This is a genomic window from Ureibacillus endophyticus (genome assembly GCF_024159215.1).
GTDB classification, from domain to species: domain Bacteria; phylum Bacillota; class Bacilli; order Bacillales_A; family Planococcaceae; genus Ureibacillus; species Ureibacillus endophyticus.
The window spans coordinates 3,600,420-3,619,890 of sequence record NZ_JAMYWW010000001.1 but is presented as its reverse complement, the minus strand read 5'-3'; the positions used below and the strand labels follow the sequence as shown (position 1 = coordinate 3,619,890).

Below are 19,471 nucleotides of genomic sequence, written 5' to 3'. Positions count from 1 at the left end.
TGAAATGTATTGTAAAAACTAGCAAATTAAAACTTGCACCTATCATTTTACTGATAATATTCGAAATTCAAATTGTTTCGACAAATGATTTCATTATTCTTATAAAATTTAATCTGTGTAACATTATCTTAACAATCTCTTAAAAATCAAATTGCCAAATTGGTGTTAGAATAGGTCTTGCTCAATATTCAGATTTGATTGAAAATTGAAGTATATTGCGAACAAAAGGGGTATGTTACATTGCTAATGCAAAGAGGAGAAAGTTTAAAAGCAAGCTTAATCGAGGAAGTATTTAGTACTAGTAACTGGTATAATAGGTTGAGAGAGTATTTCCCAGAAAGAGAAATGAAATCTAGAAAGCACTTTGAAATACTTTTTCAGGAACAAGCAATGTACAAATTAATGGAAGGCCCAGATTATGTCGTAGTTTATTTTGAGCAGCAAGATTATATTTTCATCGACTATATTATCGTTTCTGGGACAAGTCGAGGTAAAGGTGTAGGCAGTATTGTACTAAACGAGCTAAAAAGTAAAGGAAAAGCAATTATCCTTGAGGTTGAACCTGTTAGCGAAGAGGATCCGGATTCAGAAAAACGAGTTCGATTCTATGAAGAACGTCATAACTTTAAAAAAATGAATATTGGGTATGAAAGAATCCATAATATAACAAGTGAATTAAATAAAATGGATATTTTTTGCTGGTCTCAAGCACCAGTTTCAGATAGCTGGGTTTTAGAAAGAATGCAGGAAATCTATTTAGAAGTGCATGCTTATAAAGTAGAAGAGATTTATGGACGTAATCCTCAGCCAGTATCTGAAGTTCTTTGGTTAAAGGAAAGTCGTGAAAAAATAGCTCAATAAAAAACAAATAGATAACTACCTTTACAAAAAAATAAGTCATAATAAATCTGCACTTTTATAAGTGCAGGTTTTTTCTTTATTAAAATTTGGAATTTGTTCTCTTTTAAAAAGTAGTTCTATTATCATAACGGTATGCTTCTTAATTAGGTTAAATTTACCTGTTTCATTCCCACTTTACTAAATAAATTAGGATTTATTATCCTAAAATACAACATTTCTTATATGTTAATAAATATTAGTTTTTGTTAGGTTTCTATTATCGAAGGAAGGAATACTCATGAATATTGATATAAAATTGTTAAGATATAGTATGAAATAATATACTACTTATTCCCACAACTAGGTTATAATAACCATATTAAATAAACTAAATGTACGGCTATCCGAAGGGGGATAATGATGTCAAATATAGATATCCATTATATAAGGGGTTTAAGAAAAGGGGAAATCATTCCTAACGATATATATTTTAATAAAACCTTATTGATTAAAGCTGGAACTAAAATTGATGATACCATCCTAAGAAACTTAAAAAGTTGGGGTATTACCAAACTAAATAGTTTATATATTAAAACTGAAAAAGATGAAAATAATAAAAATGAAGAACTAATACAACCATTCGAAACTGCCGTAAAAAAGAAAGAGAAAATATATTATTCCAAAGAACTTTTTGATATAAAAAAGTTATTCTTTGAAAGTTTACAGAATGTAGTTAGTGAAGCGAGATATGGTCTAATATTAAACAGTGATACAAAAATATCGTGGCTTGAAAACTTATTTATTTCCTCATTATTAAACACTGATATAGCAATCGCCCTATATAATTTAAAGAATAAAGACCCATATAGTTATTATCATACCTTCGATGTTTTCTTGTTAGGCTCCCTTTTAGCGGAAAAATGTGGAATTAGAGACGTTCGTTCTTTTGCGATGGGCTGTTTACTTCATGATATTGGAAAATTAGATATAGATAATGAGTTATTGCATAAAGAAGGTGCCCTTTCTAAAGCGGAATTTGATGAAATTCAAAAACATACACTTTATGGAATAGATTTTATTGTAAAACATAAAATTATCGGTCCATTTTTAGACATTGTAAAGTATCATCATGAACGATTAGATGGAACTGGTTATCCAGATGGATTAAAAGGAGAAGACCTTACTGAAGAAGTTCGTTTATTAGGAGTTATTGATACATACTCTGCACTTACGTTACAAAGAGCTTATCGAGAGGCATTTCCTGCAAAAAAAGCATTTGAGCTATTGTTGAGTAAGGGAAATAAATTCGATATAAAATACGTTATTAAACTAATGGAGCTAATAAATATTTATCCTACTTCAAGTATTGTAAATTTATCAAATGGTAAAAAGGCACGTATTCGTTATGTCCATGATAATCAACCATATTTCCCTATTCTTGAGGAACTTGGAACGAGCAAAGTTTATCAGTTGCCATTAAATTTCTCAGTAACAATAAGTCGTTTTGTTAAGTGGGATCAGGTGGTTGATAATTCTGAAGATGACTCTATTGATAAAAAGGAGATATATTGGAATTATTTCTCTGCAAGTGTAATTAGCGGGAATATGGAAGAAGCGGTGAATTTCTATAATTTATTGACTGAAGGTTTAGAAATTAATAATATTTTCATCGATGTCATTGTTCGCCTGATAATAGATATTGAAACGAAAAAATTGGAAGGCGAGCTTTCAACTGGTGAAGAACATGATGCATTCATAAGAATTAAAGATTTACTAGTAAACAATTTAAAATAGAGTTAAAAAAAGGTAAATCCGCTACAATCCATGTAGTGTCGAATTGCCTTTTTATTTATGTGATGCATATAAAACTGATTCGAAAAACCCCTCATATTTTTATATTAAAATAACATCGAAAATTATATTAAAAAAATATACGTTTATTGGTACGAAACAGTATCAATAATTTATTTTAAAATGGACAAAATATGTTAAGAGAATTCATAGCAATTGGATTCTCTAAAAACATCAATGAGGAGGAAAGCTGCTAATGGCAAATGTACAAGTAAACTGTGCTGTATCTAACTGTTTTTTCCATAAAGAAGGAAATATTTGTGGAGCTGAAAAAATTGAGGTTGATATGGATTACCATTCTAAAAACAGAAATACAGAGTTTGCTTCCGATTTAGACTTCGACATGATTTCTGAAGAAGCAAAAAGTTCTAATGAAACATGTTGTAAAACCTTCAAACCGGAAAAAGATTGTTAGCAGCTTACAAAACATTGATTCAAGAGGGACTTTAGAGAGATATCTCTATAGTCCCTTTAAATTAATTAAAGAGTGATGATATGAAAAATTTGATAATAGAAAAGATAAAAGAAATTGAAGATAAATCGAATGTTAAAGTACTTTTTGCTGTAGAGTCAGGTAGTCGAGCATGGGGATACTCTTCAAATAATAGTGATTATGATGTTCGCTTTATATACTGTCCTCCCCCAGAATGGTATTTATCCATTGACCCACAAGGAGTTGGAGGGAAAAGAGACGTAATTGAATTATCAATAGATGAACTTTTAGATATCAACGGTTGGGAAATTACAAAAGCTTTACGCTTATTCCGAAAAAGTAACCCGACACTTTTTGAATGGATGAGAAGTGAAATTGTGTATTATCAAAACTCAACTTTTTTAAAACGGTTAAATTTATTGGAGTCTAAGGTATTTAATTCAAAAGTATGTTTGCATCATTATTTCAATGTAGCTAAGACTAATTATCAGAAGTGTTCTCAAAAGAATAAATTATATTTTTATGTACTAAGATCGTTATTTGTATGTAAATGGATTATGCAAAACCACTCCTTCCCTCCTATCGATTTCCAACAATTATTACACAGTTTAGATATACAGGGTGAATTAAAGGAAGAGATAGAAATCTTATTTGAACATAAAAAAAGATCTAAATTGGAAGGTTTTGAGGGGAAATTACTAGCAACAAATGGATTTATAGAAACAGAACTTATCCGTTTGCAAGACTATATAAGTTCACTAACTGCTATAAAAAATGTTGATACTACTGAACAATTGGATAATCTATTTAGAGAAACTTTAAGAGCAGTATGGTGATAAGAAGGAGTAATAAAGTGATTACAAATATCGGGACAGTAGCAATTTATGTGAATGATCAACGAAAAGCAAAGAAATTTTGGACAGAGAAAGTTGGATTTGTTGTAGTTGCAGAACAACCAATGGGAACAAATTCTTTTTGGTTGGAAGTAGCTCCGGAAAATGCAAAAAGTCGACTTGTAATTTATCCTAAAGAAATGATGCAAGGATATGAAAACTTTAAGGCATCAATAGTATTTGAATGTGACAATATTTTTGGCACATATCAAACATTGAAAGAAAATGGTGTAACTTTCAAATCTGAACCGCAAGAGATGCAATGGGGTACTTTTGTACAATTCTGTGATGAAGAAGGTAATGAATTTTTACTTAAGGGTTAATAATATTACTAAAAACGTCCTAATAACTAGGGCGTTTTTTATGCGAAGGAACTAATCCAAAATACATGCAATCCAAAGATACCGATATACAAGCAACTAACCCCTACTAAGGTGAAGAGATAGAAATCTTGGAATGAAGAATTACTGTGTTTATAGATTAAAAAGGATACATAGAAAATTAATAATGATAGCACAATTTTGAAACAGACAAACAACACAGGACTAACAGTAAAGATGAATTTCATGAAGGGATTTGACTCATCAATGTAATGATTCTCCAATCCAATAAATGTTGCTACCCCATCAAAAAGATTTAAAAACGCAACTAGAACACTCAATAAGATAATCCAACTTTTTTTATTCATAAAATCCCCTTTTAGAACATAATTACAATATTATTTTTAACATAAATCCCCATTTTCAAACTGATTGAAGTTGTTAATTTTCCCTTCTTCATAATATTTATTTGACATTGAAATATTTCCATTTTAAAAAAATAATATATAGGAATGTAGCAAAATTAGGGGGGACTCATATTAGATCTTTACTTAGTAGGGGAATAAAACAAATAGGGATTGGATTTATTGCGGCAATGGGTACTGGAATCATACTAGGGATATTATTACGGCTTATCATGAAAATTGTAGCAGTTGTTTATCCTAATCTTTCAACAGGTTTTACATTTCAAGGTACCTTACTTTTAATAATCATTGGTATTGGGTCTGCATTAGCCTTTAGTACATTGTTTATATTTTGTCGTAATTATTTACCTCGCAATTGGTTCATTGGTGGTTTTCTGTACGGATTGATTATTTTATGTATTTTTAGTTATCCATTTTTCACAGAAGAAAATGGGGAATTAAATGGCCCTCAGAAACCTTTGGGAATATTTTTATTTTCTTTCCTTTTCATTATTGGAGGAATAATTTTATCTAAATTCGTAATGATTGCTGAAAAATGGATTGAAAAAGAAATAGCACATATTAAATATTGTTATATTGCTTTCTATATACTAATCGTTCCGTGCCTTTTCTTCGTGTTTGCTCTTTTAAAAGAATTGATAGAGGGGTATTTTTTAAAGTAATAACGGTTAAAGCCCAATACAATAATGTAATGGGCTATTTTTATTTGTGCCAGTATAAAAAATTTTTATTGAATTAAATATTCTTCTTTTAATTCCGAAACATCCACTTCGGAGCGTTCTTCTAAGGAATGTCTCAAATGTACAGTTGCTGTTTTTCCGTCTTCATGTAATTTATCAATCCAAATTGATACACCATTATAACTAACTTCATATTCTTTTGGAGAAGAGTAAATTTGCTGAGCACGGCTAAAGTCCAAAGTAAAGGCCTCCTATAGTTTGCGTTTTGTATTTTGTTTTGTCTTTTCTACTAGTTGGTGGAGTTCATCTAGCTCAGATGCAATTTCTTCTCTTATTTTGTTTGGGGCTATCTTTAAATTATCTGGTGTTTGGGGTAATGATTGCTTGTTTGTACCTTTACTATTACTATCGTCTCTACCCATAAGAAACACTCCCTTCTAATTTGTACATTCTTAATATGGCATGGACTGAAAATTTTTATCACAAAAAAATACACAACATGCAAAACTTCTACATGTTGTGTGTACATATTACACATACTATTCTAAACTAACTCCTGTCTTAGCTGAAAGATCTTCAACCCCATATAGCCACTGACGAATGAGCTGTCTTGCTTCATCCAGCCCTTGGTTAGCTTCTGCAATTTTATTACCATCTTGTTCTTCTAAAGCATCAATCATAATGACAAACGCATTATATTGAACGTTTGCTGCATCAATATAGAGTTCATGTAAATCTCGAATCTCTTGATTTTTCGGCCTAATGGCTTCTAAATCAACAACAAATTGTCTATACCCAGGCAGCACCTCATCTACTAGTGTGTAGTACATTGTTGCATCATCTGTATAGTTGGCACCTGTTACACTACCATACAGACTGATTAAGCGATCTTCTTCAGGTGCTAATAAAAAAATTTCATCCATATAACTTGTAAATGCATCTGCTAAATTATCATTGGAATTATTTATGGTTGGCTCTGTAATTTTTGGCGTTTCAATTGTCTTTGTCTCTTCTGTTTTAATAGGTTGTTCACTACTAGTGACTGGTGTTGCAGGTACTTCTTTTGATCCAAAAAAGGCACTACACCCGAACAAAAACATGAGCGAAGAAACAAAAACAAATAGCAAAAGTTTTTTCATGGGGTCTCCAATCCTTCCGTAGTATATTTGGAAAAATTTAAAATAAAGCACGATTAATTATATTCGACTATATATTAATTGTTATTTTGTCCCAGTAAATATTTTTAGGAGAATAGTTTTATTGTCATAATTTATTCTTCTTTTGACATGCTATTGTTTGAGGAAGGTGAAGACATGTTTAACAAGTATAAAGCGGGGGATATTGTCTATGTTTTTATTCGTAATCCCCATATACCGGATGTAGCTACAATACAGGAAGCAGCAGTTGTCAAAAATCCAGAAAACCCAAAACAATTGGCTGTATTTTTATATGAAACGTACTATCCTTTAACGGAGGAATTGGCTATTTATTCGACTTTTGAAGAAGCCGAGCAAGCCTACAATAAATATTTTGGGGAAGATACTGCATGAGAAAACCATTTATCCCTCAGCTTGTTTATTTTGAACCGAAAGCTTTAGATTACCCACTTGGAAAAGAGCTAAAAGGGAAATTTGAAGGTATGGGGATTGAAATTCGTACAACAACGTCCCACAATCAAATTCGTAATCTTCCTGGAGATAACGATTTTCAAAAGTACCGTATTGCAAAATCTACATTAGTAGTAGGGGTAAGAAAAACGTTAAAATTTGATACTTCAAAACCATCTGCTGAATACGCGATTCCATTTGCAACAGGATGTATGGGACATTGCCATTACTGTTATTTACAAACAACAATGGGCAGTAAACCGTATATTCGTACATATGTAAATGTGGAAGAAATATTAGAACAAGCAGACAAATATATAGCAGAACGTGCACCAGAAATAACTCGTTTTGAAGCATCGTGTACCTCAGATATTGTTGGTATTGACTACTTAACCCATACTTTAAAAAGAGCGATTGAACATTTTGGACAAACCGAATATGGCCGTTTACGATTTGTTACGAAATTTCATCACGTGGACCATTTACTTGATGCAAAACATAATGGAAATACCCGGTTTCGTTTTAGCATCAATGCAGATTATGTCATTAAACATTTTGAACCCGGAACTTCTCCATTAGCAAGTAGAATTGAAGCTGCTGGGAAAGTGGCAAGAGCAGGCTACCCACTAGGTTTTATAGTGGCTCCCATCTATTTACATGAGGGTTGGCAAGAAGGGTATTATCACATGTTTGAACGACTTGATGCAGAACTTCCACAAGATGTACGTGATGATATAACTTTTGAATTTATTCAACACCGTTTCACAAGACCTGCTAAAAAGGTCATTGAAAAAAACTATCCAATGACAAAGTTAGAATTGGATGAAGCAAAAAGGCGAGTTAAATGGGGGAAGTATGGAATTAATAAATTTATCTATCAAAAAGATGAAGAAGAAGAGATGAAAGAACATTTGTATCGAGCAATGGAAAAGTTCTTTCCAAAGGCAAAGATTGAATATTTCACATAAAGATAGCCGGATCAAGAAATGCTTTGATCCGGCATTTTATTTTAAAGATAAAGTCCAGCTAAAAATATTCCGAGTACATCATCGTAAATCCCATCAAATTGAGAAAGAGGAAGTGGATTTGTCCCTGAACCGATCTCAATTGTAAAACCTGGTCTACGCCAATCCTGTATAAACCAGTCTTTATAACCAGCATAGCTTTCAAGTGTTTTTACTGGTTGATAACCACTTACACGACTAAACTCATTTGCCATCGTTTCGGATTCAGGGGGTTCAAGATTTTCAAAGCCCCAATAGATGACTTCCCCTTGTGTATGAAAAGCAAGTACTCTTGAGAAATCCCGTCTTCTAGTAAGGTCTGCCATTGCTATTGCTTCTGGTTGAGTTAATGGAGCTTCCCCACCATAATCCCTTGGTCCAGGTGTCTTTGGATTTCGTGCTCTTTCTTCTTCCCATTTCGCAGGGAACTGATCATTTAAGTCTACCCCGTTTATATTGGCCTTCCAATTGGAAAAATCAGAGTTGCCGTTATTCCACTCGATAACTTGATCTCGCCATGAGGCATTTTGAGGGGCACCATTAATCACTAAATTTACACCATCTGGATTCACCATTGGTACAATAGAAAGGAATGTTTGTATATATAGTGGAAGTGAAGATAAGCCGCGAATTGAATTTTGATTGGTGAGTGATAATAGATAGTCATTTAAAAAAGTCATAAGAATTGGTGTAGTAATCCATTCATTTGCATGGAAAGAGGCATTGTAATGAACATGTTTAGAACCCTTCCCAATGACAACTTCAGGAATATTTAGACCTAAAACACTATTTCCAATTGACTCCATTTGTATAAAAGGATAGACAGCAACGAGTGTCCATAAATCATTCATCATTGTATTGTAATCGTAATTTTGTTTGCCATTAACAAAACGCCAAGTAACTCTACGTGGCACTCGAATGACTTGACCAATTTGTAAGCGGTTTGGATTTAAATCAGGGTTTACAAGGAAAAGTGTATCGACAGGTAGATTATTTCGTTGAGCAATTTGCCATAAAGTATCGCCGCTTCGTATTTGATAATTGTATGTTACATACCCTGGAACGCGTAATGTTTGGCCGATTGTTAAGAGTTGTGGATTGACATTACGGTTTGAGTCGATAATTAATCGAAGGGGTATGGAAAATACCTGGCTTAAATACCAAAAGGTTACTCCGGGTCGAACATATATATCCATAGCATCTCTCCTTTTTATACACGCTTTTGTATTTCGAAATTATCTTCTAATAACGCCCAGTTTTGAGGGAATGGATAGCCTAATACCCAATAATTAATTCCCCCTAAATTATATTGTTTAACTAGATTAAATTTTGCTTGAGCACTACGGGCATCTTCAAACCACACTTCATGAGCTTGCCCTTGTTCATCGACATAACGGAAAAATGGTGATTGAGTCGCTATATCATATTGAATGGGTACATTATATTGTGTTGCACGGCGAATTGCTTCTTGTGCACTAAAGGTCTCCGCTTCATCACCTACTTGGCGAGGTATTTTCCAATCCCTTGCGTAGATTTGGAATCCTAAAAAGATTTTGTCTGCAGGCATAACAGATAAGGCATATTCAACAACCTTTTGCATTTCATTAATTGGTGAGATTGCCTGTGGAGGCCCCCCTCTCCATCCCCACTCATAAGTCATTAACATAACAAAATCTACTATTCTACCATGTGCTTCATAATCATGAGCTGTATATAATAAACCTTCTTGAGCACCGCTTGTTTTTGGTGCAACGGCTGTTGACACAAAATAGCCTTTAGGGTGAAGACGGTCAACAACGAGCTGAAGAAATTGATTATAATTTTCGCGGTCTTCTGGTAGTACATATTCAAAGTCAACATTTAATCCTTTATATCCTTTTTCATCCATCACATTAAGAATATTAGTGATAAGTCTTTCAACAACTTCAGGGTTTGAAAGAACTTCATGGGCTAAATTTGTACCTACGTCTGTCAAAGAAAGATTTGTTATGGAAAGCATAGGTGTGACGTTATTAGCTCGCGCAGCTTCTAACATTAATTCATCTGTAAATGGCTGAAGCGTACCATCTTCCTTAATGATGTAAGCAAATGGACTTAGGTAGGTTAAAAGATGACCGAGTTCATTGACGGTTTGTGCAGCTGCAGCATCCTTCTGATACGTATAAGCATTTACTGCAATGGTTGGTTTTTTCCATGGAATTAGTAGCTGAGTACCAGCAACGATGATATTCGGATTTTGAATGTTGTTTGCATTCATAATTGCTTGAGCTGTTGTTTGATACCTATTGGCAATGCGCCATAAGGTTTCCCCTGGTTGCACAGTGTGGGTAATTGGTGGAATATATAAAGTTGTTCCAGGAAGGAGTAGATTAGGATTTGCGATTCTATTTGCCATGATAATGGAGTTAACAGAAACTCCATAGCTTTGAGCAATAGACCATAAATTTTCTCCAACTTGAACGGTGTGAGTGGTGCCAGGTGTTGGAATGAGAATTGCTTGGCCGATTAATAATTGATTGGGATTAGGTAGCTCGTTGACTTTCATAATGTTATCTACACTTACGTTATAGCGGCTTGCAAGTAACCAAAGTGTTTCACCCTGTCGCACAACATGTACGAGCAATATAAAAGCCCCCTCTAATTTATGTTCAATAAAGTAATATATGAAAGATTAGTAGAAAGTATCAGTGAAATTAAAAGAGGGATATATTCTGGGAGTTAAATAAAAGATAAGCCAGGCAAATTAACATACCTGGCTAATAGTAATTATTTCATGGGCAATATCATTTAGTTCTTTTTCATAATAAAGCTTAAATGTCGACCAGCCTTTTTATCTTCTCGATATGAAAAACCTTCACTACTTTTGAATGTACAAGTTAAGTCAAGTTGAATGTTTTCTGAAGGGATGCCTATTAATTCACATTGCTTCTTCACAGTTTGTTGATTATCTATATGGTATTTTTTCGTTTTATCATTAAATGTAATAAAGTCATCAGCGTATCCGAGGTTTTTAAATTTTACATATACATCTTCATCTACTTCGAACTTTTCTTGACTAATGGCAGGTCCGAGAATTACGTGAAAATCTGATGGGTTACAATGTTCTTCTTCTACTAAATGCTGAAACACTTTACTTGTTATTTCTTTTACTGTCCCTTGCCATCCAGAATGAATAACTCCCACAACCCCAGCTAAATTATTATAGAACATGACAGGGACGCAATCTGCAGTAAATGTACATAGCAAAATATTTGGTTCAAAAGTGTAAAGAGCATCTGTTTCATTAATTGCAGTTTCTGTGCTAAGAGACCCTCTACCACTATCGTTAGCAGAGACTCGGTGAACATTAGCACTATGGGTTTGATTCGCACAAACGAATTGATCGATTCCACAATTTAATGCTGATGCTAATTTTAATCGATTTTCAATTACTTGCTGAGGACGTTCGCATACGTGTAAAGCCATATTGTTCTGCTCTGGTTCAGACTTATCTTTTAGAGTAGTCCCACAAATAAGAGATTGATTATCTAAGTAAAGTTTCGTTTTCATTTCATCACCCCAACTCCATCATAACATATAAAAAAAGCCGTCCCAAAGATTGGAACGACCTTTAAATTAATGAGTAGGGACAATTTCTACATTTTCCACTACTGTATATAAATCAGCATCACTAGTTGGTATTTCTGAAATTACACGATACCACTTTGGATCTTCTGAAGGGGTATTAGACAATGTAATCGGCATTTTATCTAAGCGTTTAATCGAACCATAAACTAAATACTGATATGCGCGGTTTGTTGGAGGTGTATTGATAACAATTGGTTCAGTTCGAACACTAACTTGTTCTGTAGTTGTAATTCCAACTTGATATTTTTTATAATCTTTACCGCCAAGTGCTTGATCAATTCGATACATATGGCCTGCTGTTTTAGATCCCCAATAAGGATCTGTTGCATAACGTACATTCATACCGATCATTTTATTCCCTAAAGCAACCCCGTTATATTGATAATCACCCATTTTAAGGGGATTAAAGTATGTTGAATTTATGCTATTGATAAAATCATTAATATTTTTATCAATAGAAGTGAAATATTTCGGAGAATCTTTGTCTACTACTGATGAACATGAATCGTTATGGTCAGGCACATTTAAACCAAATAAGTTGTTATAGTATTGAGCATGACAACTCATCCCATAGTCGCTTTCATGTATTGCAAGCGAAAGAATAAATAATGCATTTAAGCGCTTTTCTTTTTCAAGTGCTTTTAATTTAGTACCAAGTCCAATAAGTTGGCTTTTCGTTGTTGCGTTAGCATATTTCGATTGACCTGTACTTTGTCTTTCTTGAAGTACACTAGCAATATATCGATCTAGTTGAGCTGCAGTATAGCTAGTAGAAACACGTGGAGACACGTATTGGAAGTAGGAATAGCTTTTACCTACAAAATTTCCAGATGTGTCATAAAAGTTAATTCCATCTACACTATAATACTTCTCGCCATTTGTCATGAAGTTTGGTTTTTTACCAATTAAATAAGCACCGTCATATTTCCTTGTATTTGGGCGATACACGTAATGATATAATCCTGTGTTATTAGCTGTATAATAGGATTTCACATTTGGCGCAGGTATAAGTTTTACATCTTTATGCTTCACATACATTTCTTGCCCAGCTACATTGACTTTCACATAGTCTTCAGTTGAGTCTACATAAGCTAACTCATTATTTGCAGCAATTCCACCGTAATCTTTTTTGAATGCTGTATCCCCATAATAAACTGTCAAAACATTAGTAGAAACAATGCCACTAGGAATTTTCAAATATTCACCGTTTTTCATAATCCCTTGATTAGCCTTTAGGTTTCTATTTGCTTCTTCAAAAGTTTTGTAGTTTGCGATCTTTGAAGAAGTACCATCAGCTTGTATGGTCACAACTGAATAGCCTTCTGTAATAGTAAATGGTTTTGCAATTGCTTGATTCAAAGACTTTTTCTGGTCATTCACAATACCAGAAACTGCTTTTGTAATATGTAATGTATAAGATTGGCCAAGTTTATAGCCGTTACTTGGAGGGTGAACCGTTACAATTTTTCCGTCAAAAGAATACGTAACTTCTTGTTTTACGTTTTGGCTATTTGTTACATAAAGGGTGTCCTTATTGATAGTAGATTGGTCGACAGGATAGTTAAATGTAATCTTCCATTCTTTGTTAGTAGGTACATTTTCAACTTTATCCGATAAAGTTGAGGCACTAGCAATTGATGGGATAATTAGTAATAGTGCAGTTAAAAGCAAACAAATAAACTTCCATTGCTTTTTCATATATTAACCATCTCCTTTCTATTAATATTCTATCATTATTGTAGTTAAGGAAACTATTAATATAATTCAGAAATATTTATATTATTATTATTTTTTTCCTTTTATAGATTGCTAGATTATTATCAAATTTCCCCTTCATGGCGTCTGTATTAAAGAATAGATAGACTCAGAAGAAATTACCAAATTAAACATTATTACTTTTATAACAATTATTTCATTTGTTGAAGCCTTACTGTTTTTGGATTTTTAGTTTAATAGTTAATAAATGTAATAGTTTCGTAATAATGCAACCAAAAATTGCGGGTTTATAGGTGTTAGAAAACTATTTTAATATAGAGGTATAACAAGAAACAGGAAGGATCGATACATACAATGTTTAAGAAATTAAAAAAAGGTGTTATGGCTACTATACTTGGAGCATCCTTATTAATTCCAGCAACTGCACTAGCAGCAAATTCAACATATACAGTTACTTCAGGAGATACTCTTTGGAAAATCGCAGTAAAAACTCAAACAGGCGTTCAAGAATTAATTAATGTAAATCCACAACTAGCAAATCCAAATTTAATTTATCCAGGTCAAAAAATTAACGTACCAGACCAAGAAGGCCAAGCTGTTGAAGCAGAAGTGGTTCGTTTAGTAAATGTTGAGAGAGCGAAAGTTGGACTTCCAGCATTAAAAAATGATTGGGAGTTAGCTCGAGTTGCAGAACATAAATCTCAAGATATGGCTACTAAAAAATACTTTGACCATAATAGCCCTACATATGGATCACCATTTACAATGTTAAAAAACTATGGAATTAGCTATCGTTCTGCAGGGGAAAATATTGCACAAGGTCAACGTAGTGCTGCTGAAGTTGTAAATGCATGGATGAATAGTTCAGGTCATAGAGCAAACATCTTAAACAAAAACTATACTCATATTGGTGTTGGTTACGTATCAAATGGTAACTACTGGACACAAATGTTTATTCAAAAGTAATTAAATATTTACTCGCCGGGAACTAATGATTCTCGGCGTTTTTTTATCGCCAAGTTAAATGTTAATATTTAACCATGAATAATATCTTTGAATGAGGAGGGTAATAACTTGGATTTCGAAACAGTAATGCGTGAGCTTGAAGCTTTAGGTAAAGAACGGATGAAAAAGATGTACATTTCCAATGGTGCTCATGAGCCAGTTTTTGGTGTAGCTACAGGAGCAATGAAACCGATGGCAAAGAAAATAAAAATTAATCAACCTTTAGCGGAAGAGCTCTATGCTACAGGTAACTATGATGCAATGTATTTTGCAGGGGTTATTGCTGATCCAAAAGCAATGAAAGAGTCAGATTATGAACGATGGATTGAAGGAGCATATTTTTATATGCTATCTGATTATGTGGTTGCAGTTACTTTAGCAGAATCAGACATTGCACAAGACGTTGCCGATAAGTGGATTGAGAGCGGAGACGAGTTGAAAATGTCGGCTGGCTGGAGTTGTTATTGTTGGCTCTTAGGAAACCGTAAAGACCATGAATTCTCTGAAGAGAAAATTGCGAATATGTTGGATAGGGTGAAAAATGCAATTCATCAATCTCCAGAAAGAACAAAAGCTTCAATGAATAATTTTGTATATACAGTTGGGGTTTCCTATGTACCATTGCATGAAAAGGCAATCGAGACAGCAAAAGAAATTAGTATCGTGGAAATTAAACGGGATAAAAAGAAAAATAGTTTCCTAAATGCTTACGAAAATATTCAAAAGGAAATTGATAGAGGTAAAATAGGTTTCAAACGAAAGTATGTAAGATGTTAAGAGAGTAGAGTAGGGCGTTAATCTTTGTAGAATTGATGCTCATTGAATAGAAAAAGGTGTCTCACCATCATTGAGTGAGACACCTTTTTAAGTTAGATTTGGAAGAGAACTGAGCGAGCGTTCTCCGCTTTTCTATGTCCAGCTCCGCGCGTTAGCCGTTCGGAAACTTCGCCTTCCTTCTGCGTGTGCAAGCACACTTGTCAGAAGCCTCCAGTTTCCGTCACGGCTGAACGAACGCGCTTCGCATTTCTAATCCTCTTCTACTTCTTTACGGTTTTTCTTGAGCATTTTTGATAGGATTTCGTATACAATTGGTACTACGACTAGTGTTAGTAATGTAGAACTTAGTAGACCACCGATTACTGTGATTGCTAAGTCTTTTGACATTAGACCGCCACCGCCGCCGAATCCAATGGCCATTGGTATCATCGCACCCATTGTGGCAATGGCTGTCATTAGGATTGGTCGTAAACGTGTAGCACCGGCTTCTAAGATGGCTTCACGCATTGACAGTCCATCACGTTCCATATGAATGATACGGTCTACCAATACAATTGCGTTTGTTACAACAATACCAATTAACATTAATAGCCCCATCATTACTTGAACAGAGATTGTATGTCCTGTAATAAACAGTCCAACGAATGCTCCGATTACTGTAAATGGTAATGAGAATAAAATTGAGAATGGTGCTAATCCTTCACCAAATGTTACAACTAATACAAAGTAAACAATACCAATTGCTGCAATCATTGCTACTCCAAGTTGTGTAAATGTTTCAGCCATATCTGCTGCAACACCTGCAACACCTGTTGTTACACCTTTAGGTAAGTCAAGTTTGTCAATTTTCTTATCTGCTGCTTGTGAAGCTACAGAAATATCATCCCCAACAACAGTACCAGAAACCGTTGCATAGTATTCACCTTTGGAACGGTTAAGTGTATTAAGCGTTGTACCTTTTTCTAAAGTAACAAGTTCAGATAATGGCATCGTTGTACCAATACCAGTTTGAATTTCGATATCTAGCAATTCTTCTAATGTTTTTGGTGTCGCTTTTGCTTTTCGTTGAATAATTACATCAATATCTTTTCCATCTGACTCAACAGTTGTTAATACTTCTTTACTTCCTTTATCAGATAGAGCCATCACAATTTGACCAGTTGTTAAGCCATATTGTAGGACATGTTTTTGATCTACTTTAAAGACATTTTCTACGTATGGATCTTCAGCATCGCTTGTAATATCTTCTAAGTTTTTCACACCGACTAGAGCATCTTCTACTTGATCAACGGCTTTCATTAAGTCGTCTAAATCTTCACTGTAAAGAGTGTAGCTAATTTCATTTGATGACATCGACATCGATGTGAAGTTTTGTGATTTCCATTCACCTGATTGGCCAATGTTAAATACATATTCCTCTACTTCCTCGCGTGCTGCTGGGAAGTCTTTCATATCTGGGTCAAAGATTAGGTACATTAATGCACCGCCTCCGCCACCACCCATCATCATTGCGGCTGGATCTGCATTTTCTGAATCCGTTACAGATAATTGAATAATGTCAATATCTTTATGTTTCATTAACTCTTTTTCAACAGTTTCAATATTAGCTAACGTTTCTTCTTTTAATTCTCCTGCTGCAGGCGTGTAAGTTAAATACATTACCTTTTCTTCAGATGATCCCATGAAGCTAAATCCAATTAATGGAGTCAGAGCAAGGGAGCCAGCTAATAAAATAATAGCGATTAGAGACGTAATGATTTTATGATTTAACGCTTTTTCTAATACACCTTTATACCATAATGCAAGTTTGCCTACTTCTTTATGGCTCTTTTCTGTTTTCTCTCCGTATAGTTTTTTACGGAATAAGAAGTGAGAAAGAGCAGGAACGATTGTAATCGCTACAAGTAATGAAGCTCCTAATGCAAATGTCATTGTTAATGCGAATGGCATGAACAATTCTCCAACCATGCCACCAACAAACATAAGTGGTGCGAAAACAGCTACAGTTACGATTGTTGAAGCTAAGATTGGTTTGAACATTTCAATTGTTGCTTCACGGATTAATGAACGACCACGAAGTTTTTCTTCTTTTAAGTGCATACGGCGATAAATATTTTCTACAACAACAATCGAGTCGTCAATTACACGACCAATTGCTACAGTAATCGCCCCAAGCGTCATGATATTTAACGTTATATCCATCCAATTTAATAATAACATTGCCATAAAGATAGACACTGGTATTGAGATGATGGAAATAATAGTTGATTTAAAGTCACGTAGGAATAGTAGGATAATTAATACGGCAATTAAACCACCAAATACAGCTTTTTCTACCATTGAGAAGACAGATTCTTCAATCGGTTCACCTTGGTCAAGAGTTATATCGACATTTAAACCATCAATTGCTTTTTCTTCTTCTTCCATTAAATCTTTCACTGCATTTACTACTGTTACAGTATTTGCTTCTTGCCCTTTTACGATTTGGATGGAGATTGCATCTTCACCATTCGTACGTGAAACAGATTGAACTTTACCTACAGTTTCAATCTTAGCAATATCACTTAGTTTAACAAAAGGAACTGGATTTTCAGCAGATGGTGTTACAGGTATCAGCATTTCTTTTAAATCATCAACGGTTTTAAATTTACCATCAATTGCAACAGCTTCTTCACCGTCTACAAATTCATAAAGACCAAGAGAAAGTGCCATATCACTTGCTTGAACCATTTGCTTTACTGTGTCTTCAGTTAAGCCAAGTGCTGTCATTTTTGCTTCGTCATAAGTGAAATTTACTTCCTCGATGTGTTGTCCTGTAATTGTAGCCGAAGCAACCCCATCGATTTTTTGGATTTTTGGTAATAAAACATCTTCAACTGTTGATGTTAACTCAACAATATCTTCTTCAGAACTACTTACTGATAATGCAACAACAGGCATCATATTCATACTAATTGCCATGATTGTAGGTTCTTCTACAACATCTGGTAATTTGACATTATCTAAAGCAGATTCTAATTGGCGTTTTTTCTCATCCATATCCACGCCATATTCATATTCTATTTGAACTTGAGAGACGTTTGATGAAGAGTTTGAATAGACTGCTTTTACATCTTCAAGACTCTCAACGGCTTTTTCCATCGGTATGGATACTTCATTCATCACTTGCTCTGGAGTAGCACCTGGATATACACCCATAACGATTAAGTATGGAATAGAGATATCAGGTATTGATTCCATTTTCATACGTGTACCTGAATAAATACCCGATACTGTAATGATGATTGTTAATAACCATACAGCGAGTTTATTTTTCAGGACAAAATTAACTAACCCTTTCACTTTTACACCTGCCCTTATTTGACTCTTGTGTTTCCGTTATTTATACTAATGACTAATTGGTCAGTTGTCAACGAATGAGTAGGAGTGTTTACAAATGGTTAAAAAACAACTCATTATGGAAAAAGCCTTGGAGTTATTTGTTGAAAATGGTTTTGAATCAACTTCTGTACAACAAATTACGGAAAGATGCGGCATATCGAAGGGGGCTTTTTATCTCCATTTTAAATCTAAGGACGAGTTAATCTATTGTTTAATTGACCAGTTTATGAGTGACTTTATTGCCAAAGTTGAACAGTCGGTCAGTGAAGCAACACCATCGGAAGAATTACTATACAATCTATTGCACTTAATATTTAATGAGTTCCAAGAGCAAGCAAATATTGCAAAGTTGTTTATGAAGGAACAAGTTGTATCCTTTAATAAAGAATTATTGGAAAAAATGAAAATGTATCAATCAATGTTTAATAAAATGATTCTTTCTGTCGTGCAAAGACAATTTGTGCAAACGAATAAAAAAATGCATTTGGATCTTGTGATGGTGATTAATGGTCTTACAAAGAGTTATTCAGAGTTATTCTTTCTAGGCGATTGTTCTGTTGATATAGAGAATTTATGTAATTCCATTGTTGAGAAAGTAACAATTATTGCTGAGCATGCAAAGATTCACACTATTACACCAGATTATTTTGCTTCTACAAACGATGAAGTACAAGTTACGAGGGAAATGATTATTGAATTAATAGATGAGGTTATCATTGAGACTGAAGATCATAAACTTGTTCAAGAGTCATTAGTGTTATTAAGGGAGAATTTAATTGAACCTAATTTAAGTGATGTAATCATTCAAGGCTTATTAAAGAATATAAGAACACATGATCAATGTAAGTGGATAGCATTTCTTTATCAAATTGAGATTGAAAAGAATGGAGAAAGATAAAAGGTGAGTACCAT

20 protein-coding genes are annotated in these 19,471 nt (G+C 33.9%); 11 read left to right on the top strand and 9 right to left on the bottom strand.

Features of this window, described 5'->3' with window-relative positions; all coding sequences use genetic code 11:
- Window positions 1–246 precede the first annotated feature (246 nt).
- The 5 genes from NKR20_RS17960 (at window position 247) to NKR20_RS17940 (ending at window position 4,340) form a co-directional block, all read left to right on the top strand.
- A complete protein-coding gene (locus NKR20_RS17960) occupies window positions 247–861 on the top strand; it encodes a GNAT family N-acetyltransferase (RefSeq protein ID WP_366519782.1) in 615 nt (204 codons plus the stop codon).
- Window positions 862–1,260: 399 nt separating this feature from the next.
- The gene (locus NKR20_RS17955; RefSeq protein WP_170148438.1) at window positions 1,261–2,634 is read left to right on the top strand and encodes an HD-GYP domain-containing protein; all 1,374 of its coding nucleotides are present in this window, start codon (window positions 1,261–1,263) and stop codon (window positions 2,632–2,634) included.
- A gap of 253 nt (window positions 2,635–2,887) precedes the next feature.
- Window positions 2,888–3,106, top strand: a complete 219-nt coding sequence (locus tag NKR20_RS17950; protein WP_121215054.1) for a DUF1540 domain-containing protein — start codon at window positions 2,888–2,890, stop codon at window positions 3,104–3,106.
- 80 nt (window positions 3,107–3,186) lie between these two features.
- Complete coding sequence (locus NKR20_RS17945; RefSeq protein ID WP_253427948.1) at window positions 3,187–3,960, top strand: nucleotidyltransferase domain-containing protein; 774 nt, start codon at window positions 3,187–3,189, stop codon at window positions 3,958–3,960.
- 17 nt (window positions 3,961–3,977) lie between these two features.
- Window positions 3,978–4,340, top strand: coding sequence for a VOC family protein (locus NKR20_RS17940; protein ID WP_121215056.1), 363 nt, complete (start codon window positions 3,978–3,980; stop codon window positions 4,338–4,340).
- A gap of 38 nt (window positions 4,341–4,378) precedes the next feature.
- Here NKR20_RS17940 and NKR20_RS17935 read toward each other — a convergent pair whose 3' ends face one another.
- Entirely contained in the window at window positions 4,379–4,705 is a 327-nt protein-coding gene (locus tag NKR20_RS17935; RefSeq protein ID WP_253427946.1) for a DUF5658 family protein, read from the bottom strand.
- A 101-nt stretch (window positions 4,706–4,806) separates the two neighbouring features.
- Here NKR20_RS17935 and NKR20_RS17930 point away from each other — a divergent pair, with 101 nt between their 5' ends.
- Entirely contained in the window at window positions 4,807–5,424 is a 618-nt protein-coding gene (locus NKR20_RS17930; protein ID WP_253427943.1) for a hypothetical protein, read from the top strand.
- Between the two features lie 65 nt (window positions 5,425–5,489).
- Here NKR20_RS17930 and NKR20_RS17925 read toward each other — a convergent pair whose 3' ends face one another.
- From NKR20_RS17925 to NKR20_RS17915, 3 genes are all read right to left on the bottom strand, one after another.
- The gene (locus tag NKR20_RS17925; protein ID WP_121215936.1) at window positions 5,490–5,681 is read right to left on the bottom strand and encodes an H-type small acid-soluble spore protein; all 192 of its coding nucleotides are present in this window, start codon (window positions 5,679–5,681) and stop codon (window positions 5,490–5,492) included.
- A gap of 12 nt (window positions 5,682–5,693) precedes the next feature.
- Window positions 5,694–5,864, bottom strand: a complete 171-nt coding sequence (locus NKR20_RS17920; protein WP_170148487.1) for a YfhD family protein — start codon at window positions 5,862–5,864, stop codon at window positions 5,694–5,696.
- Between the two features lie 117 nt (window positions 5,865–5,981).
- Window positions 5,982–6,542 (bottom strand): hypothetical protein, encoded by a 561-nt coding sequence (locus tag NKR20_RS17915; RefSeq protein ID WP_253427942.1) that lies wholly within the window; start codon window positions 6,540–6,542, stop codon window positions 5,982–5,984.
- A 213-nt stretch (window positions 6,543–6,755) separates the two neighbouring features.
- Between NKR20_RS17915 and NKR20_RS17910 the strand changes: the two genes are divergently transcribed.
- On the top strand, window positions 6,756–6,992 hold the full coding sequence (locus NKR20_RS17910) for a transcriptional regulator SplA domain-containing protein (RefSeq protein WP_253427940.1): 237 nt from the start codon (window positions 6,756–6,758) through the stop codon (window positions 6,990–6,992).
- Entirely contained in the window at window positions 6,989–8,017 is a 1,029-nt protein-coding gene (splB, locus tag NKR20_RS17905) for a spore photoproduct lyase (protein WP_121215933.1), read from the top strand. The genes NKR20_RS17910 and splB overlap by 4 nt, the downstream gene beginning before the upstream one ends.
- Window positions 8,018–8,058: 41 nt before the next feature.
- Here splB and NKR20_RS17900 read toward each other — a convergent pair whose 3' ends face one another.
- From NKR20_RS17900 to NKR20_RS17885, 4 genes are all read right to left on the bottom strand, one after another.
- Window positions 8,059–9,249 carry a M14 family metallopeptidase gene (locus NKR20_RS17900; RefSeq protein ID WP_121215932.1) on the bottom strand — a complete coding sequence of 397 codons (1,191 nt, stop codon included), beginning with the start codon at window positions 9,247–9,249 and terminating at the stop codon, window positions 8,059–8,061.
- Between the two features lie 14 nt (window positions 9,250–9,263).
- Complete coding sequence (locus NKR20_RS17895; RefSeq protein ID WP_253427937.1) at window positions 9,264–10,676, bottom strand: glycoside hydrolase family 18 protein; 1,413 nt, start codon at window positions 10,674–10,676, stop codon at window positions 9,264–9,266.
- Between the two features lie 164 nt (window positions 10,677–10,840).
- Window positions 10,841–11,602 carry a peptidoglycan editing factor PgeF gene (gene pgeF, locus NKR20_RS17890; RefSeq protein WP_253427935.1) on the bottom strand — a complete coding sequence of 254 codons (762 nt, stop codon included), beginning with the start codon at window positions 11,600–11,602 and terminating at the stop codon, window positions 10,841–10,843.
- A 66-nt stretch (window positions 11,603–11,668) separates the two neighbouring features.
- Window positions 11,669–13,378, bottom strand: a complete 1,710-nt coding sequence (locus NKR20_RS17885) for an N-acetylglucosaminidase (RefSeq protein WP_121215280.1) — start codon at window positions 13,376–13,378, stop codon at window positions 11,669–11,671.
- A 372-nt stretch (window positions 13,379–13,750) separates the two neighbouring features.
- On the opposite strand from NKR20_RS17885, the gene safA reads away from it, so the two are divergent.
- The gene (gene safA / locus NKR20_RS17880; protein ID WP_253427928.1) at window positions 13,751–14,362 is read left to right on the top strand and encodes a SafA/ExsA family spore coat assembly protein; all 612 of its coding nucleotides are present in this window, start codon (window positions 13,751–13,753) and stop codon (window positions 14,360–14,362) included.
- Between the two features lie 108 nt (window positions 14,363–14,470).
- Window positions 14,471–15,178, top strand: a complete 708-nt coding sequence (locus NKR20_RS17875; RefSeq protein ID WP_253427920.1) for a DNA alkylation repair protein — start codon at window positions 14,471–14,473, stop codon at window positions 15,176–15,178.
- Between the two features lie 249 nt (window positions 15,179–15,427).
- Here the strand turns inward: NKR20_RS17875 and NKR20_RS17870 are convergent, their stop codons facing one another.
- On the bottom strand, window positions 15,428–18,520 hold the full coding sequence (locus NKR20_RS17870; protein WP_253427918.1) for an efflux RND transporter permease subunit: 3,093 nt from the start codon (window positions 18,518–18,520) through the stop codon (window positions 15,428–15,430).
- A 94-nt stretch (window positions 18,521–18,614) separates the two neighbouring features.
- Between NKR20_RS17870 and NKR20_RS17865 the strand changes: the two genes are divergently transcribed.
- On the top strand, window positions 18,615–19,457 hold the full coding sequence (locus tag NKR20_RS17865) for a TetR/AcrR family transcriptional regulator (RefSeq protein WP_121215276.1): 843 nt from the start codon (window positions 18,615–18,617) through the stop codon (window positions 19,455–19,457).
- Window positions 19,458–19,471: the final 14 nt, after the last annotated feature.

Coding starts and splice junctions, on each gene's coding strand:
- NKR20_RS17900 (WP_121215932.1), bottom strand. CDS start 9,249: ATGGATATATATGTTCGACCCGGAGTAACCTTTTGGTATTTAAGCCAG.
- NKR20_RS17935 (WP_253427946.1), bottom strand. CDS start 4,705: ATGAATAAAAAAAGTTGGATTATCTTATTGAGTGTTCTAGTTGCGTTT.
- NKR20_RS17885 (WP_121215280.1), bottom strand. CDS start 13,378: ATGAAAAAGCAATGGAAGTTTATTTGTTTGCTTTTAACTGCACTATTA.
- pgeF (WP_253427935.1), bottom strand. CDS start 11,602: ATGAAAACGAAACTTTACTTAGATAATCAATCTCTTATTTGTGGGACT.
- NKR20_RS17865 (WP_121215276.1), top strand. CDS start 18,615: ATGGTTAAAAAACAACTCATTATGGAAAAAGCCTTGGAGTTATTTGTT.
- NKR20_RS17915 (WP_253427942.1), bottom strand. CDS start 6,542: ATGTTTTTGTTCGGGTGTAGTGCCTTTTTTGGATCAAAAGAAGTACCT.
- NKR20_RS17945 (WP_253427948.1), top strand. CDS start 3,187: ATGAAAAATTTGATAATAGAAAAGATAAAAGAAATTGAAGATAAATCG.
- safA (WP_253427928.1), top strand. CDS start 13,751: ATGTTTAAGAAATTAAAAAAAGGTGTTATGGCTACTATACTTGGAGCA.
- NKR20_RS17950 (WP_121215054.1), top strand. CDS start 2,888: ATGGCAAATGTACAAGTAAACTGTGCTGTATCTAACTGTTTTTTCCAT.
- NKR20_RS17960 (WP_366519782.1), top strand. CDS start 247: ATGCAAAGAGGAGAAAGTTTAAAAGCAAGCTTAATCGAGGAAGTATTT.
- splB (WP_121215933.1), top strand. CDS start 6,989: ATGAGAAAACCATTTATCCCTCAGCTTGTTTATTTTGAACCGAAAGCT.
- NKR20_RS17920 (WP_170148487.1), bottom strand. CDS start 5,864: ATGGGTAGAGACGATAGTAATAGTAAAGGTACAAACAAGCAATCATTA.
- NKR20_RS17910 (WP_253427940.1), top strand. CDS start 6,756: ATGTTTAACAAGTATAAAGCGGGGGATATTGTCTATGTTTTTATTCGT.
- NKR20_RS17955 (WP_170148438.1), top strand. CDS start 1,261: ATGTCAAATATAGATATCCATTATATAAGGGGTTTAAGAAAAGGGGAA.